The organism is Streptomyces sp. NBC_00647, assembly GCF_045207245.1.
Lineage (GTDB): Bacteria > Actinomycetota > Actinomycetes > Streptomycetales > Streptomycetaceae > Streptomyces.
The window spans coordinates 5235501-5248607 of the sequence record NZ_CP109040.1; the positions used below are offsets into that span (position 1 = coordinate 5235501).

Genomic DNA, 13107 nt, shown 5'->3' on the forward strand with positions numbered 1-13107 from the left:
CCGGCGCGTTCGCTCCGCATTCGATCGTTACGAGTGCGTCAGCAGACGTTGATTGGCCGGTTTCCGGTCCAGTCCAAAGGGGCATTCACACCGTGGCGTGGGGCAAAGGAGGTCTCGGGGGTGGCGTTGGTGGTGGCACAGGAGGTGCCCACGTCGTCGAGCATGGCCGTACCCCATGGCCCTGCGGGCGTGGGGGAAGCAAGACACCGGATGCGTGATCAACTCCGCTCCGGCGGTGTGGCGGAAACGGTCATCGACGACGCCGTACTGATCCTTTCCGAACTGCTCAGCAATGCCTGCCGACATGGCAGGCCCCTGGGCGACGCCCTGGCCGGCGACGGCGATGTGCGCGCGACGTGGCGCATCGACCCGGCGGGACGGCTGACGGTCGAGGTGACGGACGGCGGTGGTCCGACCCGCCCCGTTCCCGCCACGCCCTCGGTCACCGCACGCGGCGGCCGCGGGCTGAACATCATCACGGCGCTGGCCAAGGACTGGGGTGTCCGGGACGACATCCACGGCGAGGTCACGGTGTGGGTGGTCATCCAGGACGACGTGGAAACGGCGCGCCGGCACGACGATTTCGCTACGCGCGTCGCGTCACCCAGGGTGTCCGGGATATCCGACCTGGACTTCACGGAAGCCTTCGACGATCTGGACTGAGGCGCACGCCGACCGAAGCGCCGGGTTCCAGGACGACGCGGTGCGTTGTCCACAGGATCCCGTCGGCCCCCGTACGAACGGCTAGGCTCGCGCCAGTACGAGACGAGCCGTGATCGGGAGACACCCACGATGGCCAAGAAGCGACCCCAGACGAAGGCCAAGCAGCCGCAGCCGAAGGACGGCGGCGAGATCCCGGTTGTCGGCGCTCGCGAGCCCTGCCCCTGTGGCAGCGGCCGCCGCTACAAGGCCTGCCACGGCCGAGCCGCCGCGCACGCCGTGACCGAGCTGGTGCACCGCCCGTTCGAGGGTTTGCAGGGAGAAGGGGACTGGGTCGCGCTGCGCGAGCTGGTGCCCGCCGCGACGGTCGAGCTCAAGCTCAAGGAGAGCCTGCCCGAGGGAGTCCCCTCGGTCACCCTCGCCACCGTCCTGCCGATGGCGTGGCCCGCGCTGCGCCGCGACGACGGCTCGGTGCTGCTCGGCCTGCAGAACGACACGGCGTCCGGCGACATCAGCCGCGACCTCGCCGACACCCTCCGGCGCGCGCTCACCGCGCCGCCCGGCACCCCGATCGAGGGCCGGCGCGCCCCGGCCGACGGTCCGCGGCTCCAGGACCTGCTCGACCCCGAAGGCACGTTCGAGCCAGTTGTGCACAGCGGCTTCGAATTCTGGGTCCCCGACGCGGAGAACGCGACGGCCGAGGTGACCGCCTCGCTGGAGCGGGCCAACGCCGCCGCCATCCCGACCGTGAAGCTCTCCGGGGTCGACGCCGCCTACTGGTGCGAGACGCCCGACAAGAACCACCTGCGCTGGGTCATGCCGTACGCGGAGGAGCAGCTTCTGGACGCCCTCGCGCGACTGCACGCGGCGGGCCGTTCGAGCCTCGGGGAGGGCACCCGGCTGGTCGGCTCCTTCCGCGCGCACGGGCTCACGGTGCCGGTCTGGGACCTGCCGACCGGTGTCACGGCGGACGACATCGAGAAGCCGGCGGCCGAGTTCGCCGAGCGCCTCACCACCGCTCTGGCCACGGACGCGCCGCTGACGGCGGACGAGCGCCGCGCGCGCGGGGGGCTCACCAACCGACAGGTGACGCTCAGCTGACACACAGCGAACCCACAGGTCCGGAAACTGACCGACCGGTCAGCTGGTCAGGACCTCGGAAACGGGTGACTCCTGTCACAACTCCCCGTTGTGACAGGTAAATCCGTGTCCGAATAGCCGAGATCGAATTTGCGAACCGCCGATCTCTTGTTACCGTTCGAGTAGCCCGGTTGCTGGTGCATCCCCCGTCGCCAGCAACCGGGTCTTTCCATGTGCGGAATCCCGTACGACGTCAACACCCCTGCTACTGGCCCGAGTTGCTCCCCGAGCGCAGCAGCAGCGGTCCGGCGGAGCCGGTGTCCTTCGCGAACTCCGCGACCGCCGTGTACGCCCCCGCAGCCCCCGCCGTACGTTCCCTGGGCGTCTCGCACACCCCCGGATCGTCCTCCGCGTCCACCGCGCAGTTCATCTGCACCGTGCGGCCGCCGGGGCCCATCAGACTCAGTACGGAGTTCAGCGCGTCGCCGGTGGCGTTGCGGTAGTAGGTACGCGCCCAGGTCTCCTCGCCCTGCGCCATGACACAGGTCTGCGCCTCGACGCCGTCGGGCGAGGAGAGCTCGGGACCGCACCGGGCGGCGGTCGCGAGACCGAGGCCGAGCAGCCGGGGAGAGCGCCCGGGACGGGGCGCCGGCGGCCGGTCGTCCACGCGAACCGTCTCGTGTACGGCCGTGGAGTCGTCGTCGCCCACGGAGCCGGCCGAAGCCACGGCCAGCGGCAGGGCGAGGACGAACGCCACGACGCCTGCCAGCGCCACCAGTCGAACTCTTCGGGGGTCCGGCCCGCCGGGCGGCGGCGATGAGGCACTGGGCCCCCGAGAATGACGCTGCATACGCGGACGATAACGAGCGGGGGCGGGCGCGCGGCTCACCGCGCGCCGGACGCCCCTACAACTCGGGCGCGCTCACACCCGTACGAGTGAGCGCCTCGACCACGGCGTCCACCACGGCCTCCACATCGGGCACCCAGGGGGCGGCCGAGCCGGGCAGCGGAGCGCGCTCCCAGCGGATCTGGCCCTGGCCCGTCTCGGACGGCGGCAGGGCGATGTAGCCGCCCTCGCCGTGGAAGCGCAGGGAGCCGGGAACGAAGTCCTTCGCGTAGAGGAGCTCGCCGAGCTGTTCCATGGAGTACGGGGCGACGAGGATCGCCCAGCGGGTGGGGGACGCGACGACCGGGCCGAGGCGCATGCCGTTGCGGTCGAGGGCGTCGAGAGCACGGGCCGCCGCGAGGGCGGGCAGGCTCACCGCGCACGGGGCACTGCCTCCCGTGGCCAGCACGATGGGTGCCGACGGCCGGTTGGTCCACCACCAGCGCACCATGCGCTCGTCGGTGGTGGCCGCGAGGAGGCCGGGGTCGAAGGGATGGGCGCCGGGCACCGTGCACTCCGGGTCGGGGCATCCGCAGCGGGCACGCCCCTGCGGATCGGCCGCCACACCCGGGAGTACGGGCCACCGCCATTGGGTCGCGAAGGTCAGGGCCGCGCTGAGCATCTCAGGCCTCCCGTTGTTTCGCCTGGACAGGAGCCTGCGTCGCCTTCCGAGGATCTCGCGCATGAGCGCTCGTTCCTTTCCGTTGCACGCCTGGCAACACCGAGGATCACATCACACCATGTGTCGATCTCTTCACTGTGCGTACCTGCTGGCGCATCACACCCCTGCTTGAGGCAAGGGGAACCCCTCTGGGCCGAACATGTGGCTGCGTCCGCGCCCGTACTGCGTGTACCAACAGCATGGGCATGGCGTGGGGTGGCGGCGCCTGGCGTTTTGCGTCCCGCGTATTTCTTGCCGCCTCCGCCACGGGGAGGATGGGGCACGGTCGTCGGTGGTTAAGACGCCCGGGTCCGTCGCCAGGTTCCGGGCGGATCTCAACCACCCCTGGCCTTCACCGAGTACGTACCCATCACGACCGCTGTGACGCTCCGTCGAACGAGGCCAGTCGACCTCAATAAGCCGTTGCCCGAGTCAGTTTTAGGCCAACTTTGGTTTCCCGCAAGGGTTACCGACGGTCTCACGGACACCAGTAATCCCGGCAGGACAATGCTGGACATCCCCTCACGAGTACGTGTACATGTGGAGACACCGCTAGCGGCGCAGAACGACATGGGGGTTTGCGATGCTATTGAGCAATACGCACCGGTCGGAAAGCCGGACGTCATGAACGCCCCTCACCTTCCGAAAGTGGCTGGAATCGATTCAACGGTTCCTTCGCCCGCACACACTGTCGCGCCGACGCCCGCCCCCGCGGGGGACTCCTCGGCCGTCTCCCCGGTCGACGCCGGGGCCGTTCTCCAAGATCGTCTCGCGGGCTGGGTCTCGGATCTCACCACGCTCCACGAACTCACCGAGCGCCTGGCACGCACCGCGACACTGAGCGAGGCACTGCAGGAACTGCTGCGCGCCGGAGCCGCCCTCGTGGGCGCCCGGCGCGGTCTCGTCGTCATGGAACCCGGCGACGGACTGGGTCCCGACACCACGATCGGACTCGGACTCGCCCGAGCGGATCTCGGCCACATCGAGACCGTGCCGCGCAGCTCCATGTCGTACGGGAGGATCCTGGACGGGCTGCCGGGTGGCGAGGGTGAGATCACCCAGCCGGACCTCCTCTCGGAGGACGGGCTCGACCCGCGCCACCGCGAGGTGGCCGCCCGTCTCGGCTACGCCGCGAGCTACGCGCTGCCCCTGTCCACCGAGGCGGCGGGCCGGCTCGGTGCCGCCGTCTGGCTGTACGACGAGCCCGCCGAACCGGTGGAGCGACAGCGCCACCTCATCGGCCTGTACGTCCGCTACGCCACCGAGCACCTGGCGCGGCTGCTGGAACTGGACCGCACGCGCACGGCCATGACGACCATCTCCGCCGAGCTCCTTCCCCCGCGGCTGCCCCGGGTCTCCGGCGTCCAGCTCGCCGCCCGGCACCGCACCGGACCGCGCGGTGGCGGCGACTGGTACGACGCGCTGCCGCTGCCCGACGCCGCGCTCGGCCTCGCGGTCGGCTCCGTCAGCGGGTCCGGCCCCAGCGCGATCGCCGCCATGGGCCGGCTGCGGGCCTCCCTGCGGGCCTACGCCGTCATGGAGGGCGAGGACCCCGTCGCCGTGCTCTCCGACCTCGAACTGCTGCTGCGGCTGACCGAACCGGCGCGCTCCGCGACCGCCCTCTTCGCCTACTGCGAGCCGGCCCTGCGCAAGCTCACCCTCGCCGGTGCCGGACACAGCCCGCCCCTGGTGATCGGTCCGCGGCGCACCGAGTTCGTGGAGACCTCGCTGTCGGCTCCCCTGGGCATGCTCGCCTGCTGGGAGGCCCCGAGCGTCGAACTGACCGCCGAGGCCGGCGAGACCGTGCTGATCTACACCGACGGTCTGCTGCACCGCACCGGTGATCCGATGGACCGCGCCTTCGCCCGGCTGCACGCGGCGGCGGCGAGTGTCCCGAGGGCCGTCCGTGACGACCCGGGCGCGATCGCCGACCACGTCCTGCGCTGTGTGCTGCCGGACGGCCTCGACGAGGCGGACAGCGACGAGGACATCGTCCTGCTGGCCGCCCGGTTCGAGTGAGGGGACGGATACCTCGTGTAACAGGCCTTCCGGCCCTGGGCCCCCTTCAGTACGACCGTACGATGGGAGGCGGTCCACAGTCGTATCTAGGAGGCAGACCGTGTCGGAGGCGCTCACCCCGGAGACCCCGGAAGCCGTGCTCGACGAAACCGCTGACGGCGAGGAAGAGCCGATCAAGCAGCGTAAGAACGGCCTGTACCCGGGCGTGTCCGACGAGCTGGCCGACAGCATGAAGTCCGGCTGGGCGGACACCGAGCTGCGAGGCCTCACCCCGATCGCGCAGGCCGAGCACACCGCGGCCCGCCGCGCCGCGCTCTCGGCGCGCTTCCCGGGCGAGCGCCTGGTGATCCCGGCGGGCAACCTGAAGACCCGCTCGAACGACACGGAGTACCCCTTCCGTGCCTCGGTCGAGTACGCGTACCTGACCGGCAACCTCACCGAGGACGGCGTCCTCGTGCTGGAGCCGGCCTCCGAGGGCCACCGGGCGACGATCTATCTGCTGCCGCGCTCCGACCGCGAGAACGGCGAGTTCTGGCTGTCCGGGCAGGGCGAGCTGTGGGTCGGCCGCCGTCACTCCCTCACCGAGGCCGAGCAGCTGTACGGCATCCCGGCGTCGGACGTCCGCGAACTCGCAGCGGCGCTGAAGGAAGCCACCGGCCCCGTCCGGGTCGTGCGCGGCTACGACGCCGCCGTCGAGGCCGCCCTGACCGACAAGGTCACCCGCGAGCACGACGACGAACTGCGCGTCTTCCTCTCCGAGGCACGGCTCGTCAAGGACGAGTTCGAGGCCGGCGAGCTGCAGAAGGCCGTGGACTCCACCGTGCGCGGCTTCGAGGACGTCGTGAAGGTCCTCGACAAGGCCGAGGCCACCAGCGAGCGCTACATCGAGGGCACCTTCTTCCTGCGTGCGCGGGTCGAGGGCAACGACATCGGCTACGGCTCGATCTGCGCCGCGGGCCCGCACGCCTGCACGCTGCACTGGGTGCGCAACGACGGCCCGGTCCGCTCCGGCGATCTGCTGCTGCTGGACGCGGGCGTGGAGACCCACACCCTCTACACCGCCGACGTCACGCGCACGCTGCCCGTCAACGGCACGTACACGGAGATCCAGAAGAAGATCTACGACGCCGTGTACGAGGCCCAGGAGGCCGGCATCGCGGCCGTCCAGCCGGGCGCCAAGTACCGCGACTTCCACGACGCCGCGCAGCGCGTGCTGACCGAGAAGCTCGTCGAGTGGGGCCTCGTCGAGGGGCCGGTCGAGCGCGTCCTGGAGCTCGGCCTCCAGCGCCGCTGGACCCTGCACGGCACCGGCCACATGCTCGGCATGGACGTCCACGACTGCGCCGCCGCGCGCACCGAGACGTACGTCGAGGGCACGCTGGAGCCGGGCATGTGCCTGACCGTCGAGCCGGGCCTGTACTTCCAGGCGGACGACCTGACCGTGCCGGAGGAGTACCGCGGCATCGGCGTCCGCATCGAGGACGACATCCTCGTCACCGAGGACGGCAACCGGAACCTGTCGGCCGGCCTGCCGCGCCGGTCGGACGAGGTCGAGGCCTGGATGGCGTCCCTCAAGGGCTGACATAGTGCCCGCGAGGGCTGATACGAGACTGATGGCCGGGTGCCCTCCAAGGTGCCCGGCCATCGGTGTGTCCAGGGGACGGCGGTGACCCCCGGACGTCGGCGCGCCCGCGGGCCCGGCGGCGCGCCTGCGGGCTTTCGGTGTGCCTAGGGGGCGGCTTTTCGTGGACGACGACTTCTGGTCCGGCGTCGGAGTGGACCTGCATCTGGAGCCGGACGCGTCGGCCGGGCGCAGAGCCGGGCTCGAACGGGCCCTCCGGGACGCCGTCCGCACCGGACGGCTCACCCCGGGCACCCGGCTGCCCGCGACCCGGCGGCTCGCGACCGAACTCGGCATCTCCCGGGGCACGGCGAAGGCGGCGTACGACCAGCTGATCGCCGAGGGCTATCTGACGGCCCGGCAGGGCTCGGGCACCGAGGTGGCCCCCCTCCCGGCCGACGGCGCGGCGGCGGACGTACGGGCGCCACGCGCGCGTGCGCCCCGCTTCGATCTGCGCCCCGGCAGCCCGGACGTCGGCACGTTCCCGGCGGCGGCCTGGCTGCGGGCGCTGCGCCGCGCCATCGCGACGGCGCCCTCCTTGGCGTACGACTACGGGGATCCACGCGGCCGGATCGAACTGCGGACGGCGTTGTCGGGCTACCTCGGACGGGCCCGCGGGGTGATCGCGCCGCCCGAGCGGATCGTCATCACGTCGGGCTACGTCCAGGCGCTCGCCCTCCTCACCCGTGTGCTGGACGGCGGGACGGTGGCGATGGAGGACCCCGGGCTGCCGTTCCACCGGGACGTGGTGCGCAAGAGCGGCGGACACGTCGTGCCGCTGACCGTCGACGAACACGGCGCCCGCGCCGACGGGCTCCCGGCACTCGGGGCGGACGCGGTCGTCGTCACCCCCGCGCACCAGTATCCGACCGGTGTCACGCTCCACCCCGAGCGGCGGCGGGCGCTCACCGACTGGGCCCGCACACGGGACGGGCTGATCATCGAGGACGACTACGACGGGGAGTTCCGCTACGACCGGCAGCCGGTCGGCGCCCTCCAGGGAATGGCACCGGCGCACGCCGTCTACGTCGGTACGGCGTCCAAGACACTCGGCCCCGCCCTGCGCCTCGGCTGGATGGTGCTGCCCCCTCAGCTGGTCGAACCGGTCGCCGACATCAAGCTGCACAGCGACCATCACACCGAGTCCATCGGCCAGTTGGCGCTCGCCGAGATGATCGAGAGCCACGCGTACGACCGTCACGTGCGCGCGTGCCGGCTGCGCTACCGGCGCCGTCGCGACCAGCTCCTCGACCGGGTGGGGGCGCGCAGGAGCGTGCGGGGGATCGCCGCGGGGCTGCACGCGTTGGTCGAGGTGGCGGACGAGTCGCGGGTGCTGGCGCGCGCCGAGGAGGAGGGGCTCGCGGTCGGGCGTCTGGGCGACCACTGGCACACGCCGGGCGACGGCCGGCCGCAGGGGCTGGTCGTCGGGTACGGGACGCCGCGGGAGCGGATGTATGCCGAGGCCCTGGAGGTGCTGGGGCGGGTGTTGGAGGGGGCCGAAGGGCGCCGGGGCGGGCCGATGTGATCCGGAGCGGGCGGCCGCCGAACGGGGTGGTCCGGCCCGGGTCCGGGGAGGAATTGGACCATCGAAAGGCTCGGTGAATGGGCCTGTCGATCGGTCCATCCGGCTCGTAGCGTCGAAGCCATGACGCATCGCGCCGCACGATCCGCGGAGCTCGCGCAGAGCGACGCTCCGGACACCTCCTCGCGGAAGACCTCGAAGGCGGTCCCCCACACCACCGGCGGGGCCTCCGCCCATGAGGCTTCTTCGCACGCGGCCCATTCACCGGTGGCGACGGCGCGTGACCTCGCGGGGGCTCGTACGTCGCGCGGCCCGGCCCGGGCGAGCCGCCTCCTCCCGCCTTCCGGTCCGCAGCGGGTGCTCGCGCTCGCGCAGCTGAGCAACTCCGTGGGGGACGGCGCCTATTACGTGACGTCCGCGCTGTACTTCACGCACGTCGTCGGACTGTCTCCCGGGCGCGTGGGGCTCGGGCTGACGGTCGCCTGGGGGATCGGCTCGCTGGTCGGTGTGCCGCTGGGCGGGCTCGCCGACCGTCGCGGACCACGGGGCACGGCGGTGCTGCTGGCGCTGGCGACAGCGACGGCGGTGTCGTCCTTCCTGGTCGTCCAGGGCTTCGTCGCCTTCGTCGTCGCGGCCTGCGTCTACGCGTCCGCGCAGTCGGGGCTCGGGGCGGCCCGGCAGGCACTGCTCGCCGCGCTGATACCGGCCGGCGAGCGCACGGGGCTCCTCGCGCATCTCCAGTCGACGCTCAACGCCGGTCTGGCGGTGGGCGCGGGCCTCGGCGGTCTCGCCCTGCACGCCGGGACGCGGTCGGCGTACCTCGGGGTGTTCGCGCTCGACGCGGTGGGCTTCCTGGTGTGCGCGGCGCTGTTGTGGCGGCTGCCGTCGGTGGCGCCGACTCGCGGGGACCGGAAGGGGAATCGGGAACTCGGCGTGCTGCGGGACCGCCCGTACGTGCTGGTCACGTTCCTCAACACCGTGCTGCTGCTGCGGATGCCGCTGCTCAGCCTCGGCCTACCGCTGTGGATCACCGAGCGCACCGAGGCGCCCGCCTGGCTGGTGTCCGCGCTGTTCGTGCTCAACACCGTCGCGGTGATGACCTTCCAGGTGCGCATGGCCCGCGGCGTCAGGGACCTCGCCACGGCGACCCGCGCCATTCGCCGCTCCGGGATCGTGATGCCGGCGTCCTGCGCGGTGTTCGCCCTGTCGTCCGGTGCCTCCCCCTGGGTCGCGGCCGCCGTCCTCGTGGCGGGCGCGGTCCTCCAGGTCGTCGCCGAGATGCAGCAGTCCGCCGGCTCCTGGCAACTGGCCTTCGACCTGGCCCCGTCCGACCGTATGGGCGAGTACCAGGGCTTCTTCGGTACGGGGGTCACGGTGGCCCGCACCATGGGCCCCCTCGTCCTGACGGCGCTGCTGGTGGGCTGGGGGACACCGGGATGGCTGCTGCTGGGGGCTCTCACGGCCGGGGCGTCGTACGCGATGGGACCGGCGGCGCGGTGGGCGGCCTCCCGCGACGGGGTCCCGGGTCACCGGGCCGACGTCGGCCCCCGGAACGGCGGAACCCGACGGACGCCGGTCACCACGGCCACCCGGAACTGAGCACCGAGGCATGTCGATTCCGGTTCGGTTCCTCCGCAGAGGGGGACCGACATGGGTTCGGCCGTCCCGAGCGAGGCGGTCCGGCACCGGGCTCGGCCGTCTCAGGCGGACGCGGGCCCGCACCGGTTGGGCCGTCTCAGGCGACGCGGGCCCGTGAGGCCGTCCTCACCGGCAGTGAATCCACGAACAGCGCCCCGGAGAGCAGGGCGCCGCTTCCCCGGGGGCTCCACGCGCGCGCGTGGAGATCGTCGTCGAGGGCGGACAGGCTCGCGCGCCCCGCCTCCGTGGAGGAGCCCCCCGCTTCCAGCACTCCCCGGGCGCCCGCCTGGACGTGCCGGAGGCCGTGGGGACCGGCGGTGTACAGCAACTCGGTGTCCTGGAGCGTGGACATGACGGTGAGGAGAGCGTCGAGGCGGGCGTGCGGCTCGGGCACGCCCGCCGAGCGGGCGGTGGCGAGCGTGTCCAAGGCCCGCCGCACGTGGGGGAATCCGGCACGCGCCTCACCGCGCGCACCGGCCGCCCCGTACTTCGCGGAGACGGACGAGCCGCGGGAGGGCCGCCGCGGTGCCCGCCGGTCGGTGTGTGCCGCGATCCGCTTGGCGGTCGCGGTGACGTCGGGCCCGGTGGCCCGGGGGTCCAGAGCGGCCGCGGCGACCAGGAGGCCGAGCGCCCACAGGGCACCGCGGTGTCCACCGCCCGTCAGGGCCACCGAGTGCTCGGCGCACCGGCCGATCGCGCCCAGTTCCGCGCGGAGTTCGGGCGTGGCCCGGCCGGTGCGCCGGGCGGCGGCCGCCATGGCCGCGAGGCCGGGTGCCAGCGCCTTGGCGGACCAGCGCAGGGAGCAGAGATCCCGCCGGGTGGCGCGGGCGCGGAGGTCGCGCGGGTCGGGCAGTCCGGGTTTGGGTGCCAGCTCCAACTGCCGGGTCAGCGCGGCCACGGCGGCCCGCGCCAGCGCCTCGTCGTCGCCACCGCCCGCGCCGGTCGTGTCTTTGTGGCTTCCCGTCATGCCGGGAAGCCTAGGAACGTCAGCCCTCAGAAACGTGGGTGAGCACTGTGAAGGAGCTGTGGGTCCTGAGAGAGCTGAAGACGCATCACGCCGGAATCCCGTCGGACCGTGGGCGCGGTGGTGCCGGGAGACGGGCTTCGGGGGACGGCACGAAGCCGACGGCGGGCGGCGCTCACAGAGCTCCCGGATTGGACCGCGGGGGTGGAACGGCGGGGCGAGGGGCTCCCTCGGAGACACGGCCGGACGTCACCGGCACGGTCACCGCCACCGCCACCGCCACCGCCCAGAGCGTCAAACCGGCAGCAGCGAAGGGGCCTTCTTCCACTTGAGGATCTTGTCGAAGCTCACCACCGCACCGCCCCGCCCCGGCTTGTTGCCGATGTGGACGTGGTCGGCGAGCTCCTGGATGAGACACAGACCGCGGCCGTGCTCGGCGTCCTCCCCGGCCGGGCGGAGCAGGGTACGGGCGTTCCCGGCCGGAAAGCCGGGGCCGGAATCGGCGACTTCGATGCGGCACTGATCACCGTCGAGGTAGGCCGTCACGCGGTACGCCTCGCAGCCGGCGCCCCGCACGGTGTCCCCGCCGTGCTCGACGGCGTTGGCGCAGGCCTCGGTGAGAGCGACGGAGAGGTCGTACGAGATGTCCGGGTCGACACCCGCGCTCTCCATCGTGCCGAGCAGCAGACGTCTGGCGAGCGGAACACTCGCAGCCTCGCGCCGCAAATGGAGTGACCACCAGATGCTCATGCTCCAGCCTCCTGGGCGCGGCTCGACATACCGTTACGTATTGCCGCAACCACCCGTGCGCAATCGCCTACGGGACGTGATGCCGCCCATACGGCGGACGCGCTCACATGAGGGGGCGGTGTATGCGCGGGCGAATCGCGGCCGGATGACGACCTTTCGGCCGTACGCCGCGTTGCGGACGGACCGGCCGCATGCCATCAATCGGACCTGCCGTCCGTGGCGGGTGTGCCCAGTGCGATGATGAGCCCGCCATGACTGCCCCCCACCAGCGTTCGGCGCGCTCCGGAGCCGGCCTCCGGACCCTGAGGGCCGCGGTGTTCGCCGCGGTCTGCGTCGTGCTGGCCGCGGCCGGTCATGGGATCGCCTCCTGCACCACGGTCCCTGCGTGGACGCTGGGCGCCGGCTTCCTCGCGGTCTTCGCCGTCGCCGCCGCGCTGGCGGGACGGGAACGCACGCTTCCGGGCATCGTGGCGGTCCTCGCGTTCGGCCAGACCGTGCTGCACACGCTCTTCGGACTCGGGCTGCACGCCAGTACGACGGCCACCGGGTCCATGGGCTCGATGGCCTCGGGGATGTCGATGTCCGACGCCTCGCTCGTGGCCCGGGCCGCCCGCCTGGTGTGCGGGACGACCGCGGCGGCGATCAGCCCCGTACAGGCCCAGAAGATCCTCGCCGACGCGCGGATCGACACGGGCATGACGGACATGGCGTCGTCCATGCACCATGCCGCCGACGCCGTACCGGCCGCCGCGGGCACCCCGATGTCGGTGCTGCCCTCCCTGCCGATGCTGCTCGGCCACGTCCTCGCGGCCGTCGCCGCCGGGTGGGTTCTGCGCCGCGGCGACCTCGCGCTGCTGCGTCTCATGCGCCTGTCGGCGCAGGGAGTCGCGGAAGGGGCGCTCGTACGGTCGTTGCGCGCCGCCCTGACCCTCGTACGCGCCCTGCGCACGGGACTTCCCGGGGCACCCGAGATCGCGCGCACGCCCCGCACCGCGCTGCTCGCGACCCCCACTCCACGGACGACCGCCCTCCAGCACACGGTCGTCCGACGCGGGCCGCCCGCCTCCACCGCACTCGTCCTCGCCGCCTGACACGACGCGCCGCTTCACGGAATCCACGGAAGCCCCGGAGTCCATGCCTTCACGGACCTCCTCGGACTTCCCGGGCCTTCCCGGAGGGGACGCGGTCGTGCCGCACGCGCGCGTGCCCGCCCGGTCTCCCCCGGACACGGATTCGCCCTCTCCCGGGGCCACCGAGGCGCACGCGCATCCCCTCGTCACCGGACTGAAAGTGGAGTGTTCTCTTC

General features: G+C 72.5%; 11 protein-coding genes. 7 read left to right on the forward strand and 4 right to left on the reverse strand.

The annotated features are described in order from the left end of the window. The first annotated feature begins 33 nt into the window (after positions 1-33). Both OG788_RS23000 and OG788_RS23005 read left to right on the forward strand, forming a co-directional pair. Positions 34-663, forward strand: coding sequence for an ATP-binding protein (locus tag OG788_RS23000; protein ID WP_406373132.1), 630 nt, complete (start codon positions 34-36; stop codon positions 661-663). Positions 664-792: 129 nt separating this feature from the next. Then, positions 793-1761 carry a DUF5926 family protein gene (locus OG788_RS23005; RefSeq protein ID WP_406373133.1) on the forward strand — a complete coding sequence of 323 codons (969 nt, stop codon included), beginning with the start codon at positions 793-795 and terminating at the stop codon, positions 1759-1761. 244 nt (positions 1762-2005) lie between these two features. On the opposite strand, the gene OG788_RS23010 is transcribed toward OG788_RS23005, so the two are convergent. Then, positions 2006-2590 (reverse strand): hypothetical protein, encoded by a 585-nt coding sequence (locus tag OG788_RS23010; RefSeq protein WP_406373135.1) that lies wholly within the window; start codon positions 2588-2590, stop codon positions 2006-2008. A gap of 55 nt (positions 2591-2645) precedes the next feature. Continuing rightward, on the reverse strand, positions 2646-3311 hold the full coding sequence (locus OG788_RS23015; RefSeq protein ID WP_351535952.1) for a bifunctional DNA primase/polymerase: 666 nt from the start codon (positions 3309-3311) through the stop codon (positions 2646-2648). 483 nt (positions 3312-3794) lie between these two features. On the opposite strand from OG788_RS23015, the gene OG788_RS23020 reads away from it, so the two are divergent. From OG788_RS23020 to OG788_RS23035, 4 genes are all read left to right on the forward strand, one after another. Next, on the forward strand, positions 3795-5306 hold the full coding sequence (locus OG788_RS23020; protein WP_406373137.1) for a PP2C family protein-serine/threonine phosphatase: 1512 nt from the start codon (positions 3795-3797) through the stop codon (positions 5304-5306). A gap of 100 nt (positions 5307-5406) precedes the next feature. Further along, entirely contained in the window at positions 5407-6888 is a 1482-nt protein-coding gene (locus OG788_RS23025) for an aminopeptidase P family protein (RefSeq protein WP_351535957.1), read from the forward strand. A gap of 163 nt (positions 6889-7051) precedes the next feature. Beyond that, positions 7052-8452 carry a PLP-dependent aminotransferase family protein gene (locus OG788_RS23030; protein ID WP_406373139.1) on the forward strand — a complete coding sequence of 467 codons (1401 nt, stop codon included), beginning with the start codon at positions 7052-7054 and terminating at the stop codon, positions 8450-8452. Positions 8453-8572: 120 nt separating this feature from the next. After that, positions 8573-10048, forward strand: a complete 1476-nt coding sequence (locus OG788_RS23035) for an MFS transporter (RefSeq protein WP_406373141.1) — start codon at positions 8573-8575, stop codon at positions 10046-10048. A gap of 136 nt (positions 10049-10184) precedes the next feature. Here the strand turns inward: OG788_RS23035 and OG788_RS23040 are convergent, their stop codons facing one another. Together OG788_RS23040 and OG788_RS23045 are read right to left on the reverse strand one after the other, a co-directional pair. Further along, positions 10185-11054, reverse strand: a complete 870-nt coding sequence (locus tag OG788_RS23040) for a triphosphoribosyl-dephospho-CoA synthase (protein ID WP_406373143.1) — start codon at positions 11052-11054, stop codon at positions 10185-10187. Positions 11055-11345: 291 nt separating this feature from the next. After that, a complete protein-coding gene (locus OG788_RS23045) occupies positions 11346-11801 on the reverse strand; it encodes an ATP-binding protein (protein WP_406373145.1) in 456 nt (151 codons plus the stop codon). Between the two features lie 251 nt (positions 11802-12052). Here OG788_RS23045 and OG788_RS23050 point away from each other — a divergent pair, with 251 nt between their 5' ends. After that, the gene (locus OG788_RS23050) at positions 12053-12892 is read left to right on the forward strand and encodes a hypothetical protein (protein WP_406373147.1); all 840 of its coding nucleotides are present in this window, start codon (positions 12053-12055) and stop codon (positions 12890-12892) included. The last annotated feature ends 215 nt before the right edge of the window (positions 12893-13107 follow it).

Excerpts from the sequence above, each read along its gene's own strand:
- OG788_RS23015 (WP_351535952.1), bottom strand. The coding sequence starts at position 3,311 with ATGCGCGAGATCCTCGGAAGGCGACGCAGGCTCCTGTCCAGGCGAAAC.
- OG788_RS23050 (WP_406373147.1), top strand. The coding sequence starts at position 12,053 with ATGACTGCCCCCCACCAGCGTTCGGCGCGCTCCGGAGCCGGCCTCCGG.
- OG788_RS23020 (WP_406373137.1), top strand. The coding sequence starts at position 3,795 with ATGCTGGACATCCCCTCACGAGTACGTGTACATGTGGAGACACCGCTA.
- OG788_RS23040 (WP_406373143.1), bottom strand. The coding sequence starts at position 11,054 with ATGACGGGAAGCCACAAAGACACGACCGGCGCGGGCGGTGGCGACGAC.
- OG788_RS23005 (WP_406373133.1), top strand. The coding sequence starts at position 793 with ATGGCCAAGAAGCGACCCCAGACGAAGGCCAAGCAGCCGCAGCCGAAG.
- OG788_RS23035 (WP_406373141.1), top strand. The coding sequence starts at position 8,573 with ATGACGCATCGCGCCGCACGATCCGCGGAGCTCGCGCAGAGCGACGCT.
- OG788_RS23010 (WP_406373135.1), bottom strand. The coding sequence starts at position 2,590 with ATGCAGCGTCATTCTCGGGGGCCCAGTGCCTCATCGCCGCCGCCCGGC.
- OG788_RS23045 (WP_406373145.1), bottom strand. The coding sequence starts at position 11,801 with ATGAGCATCTGGTGGTCACTCCATTTGCGGCGCGAGGCTGCGAGTGTT.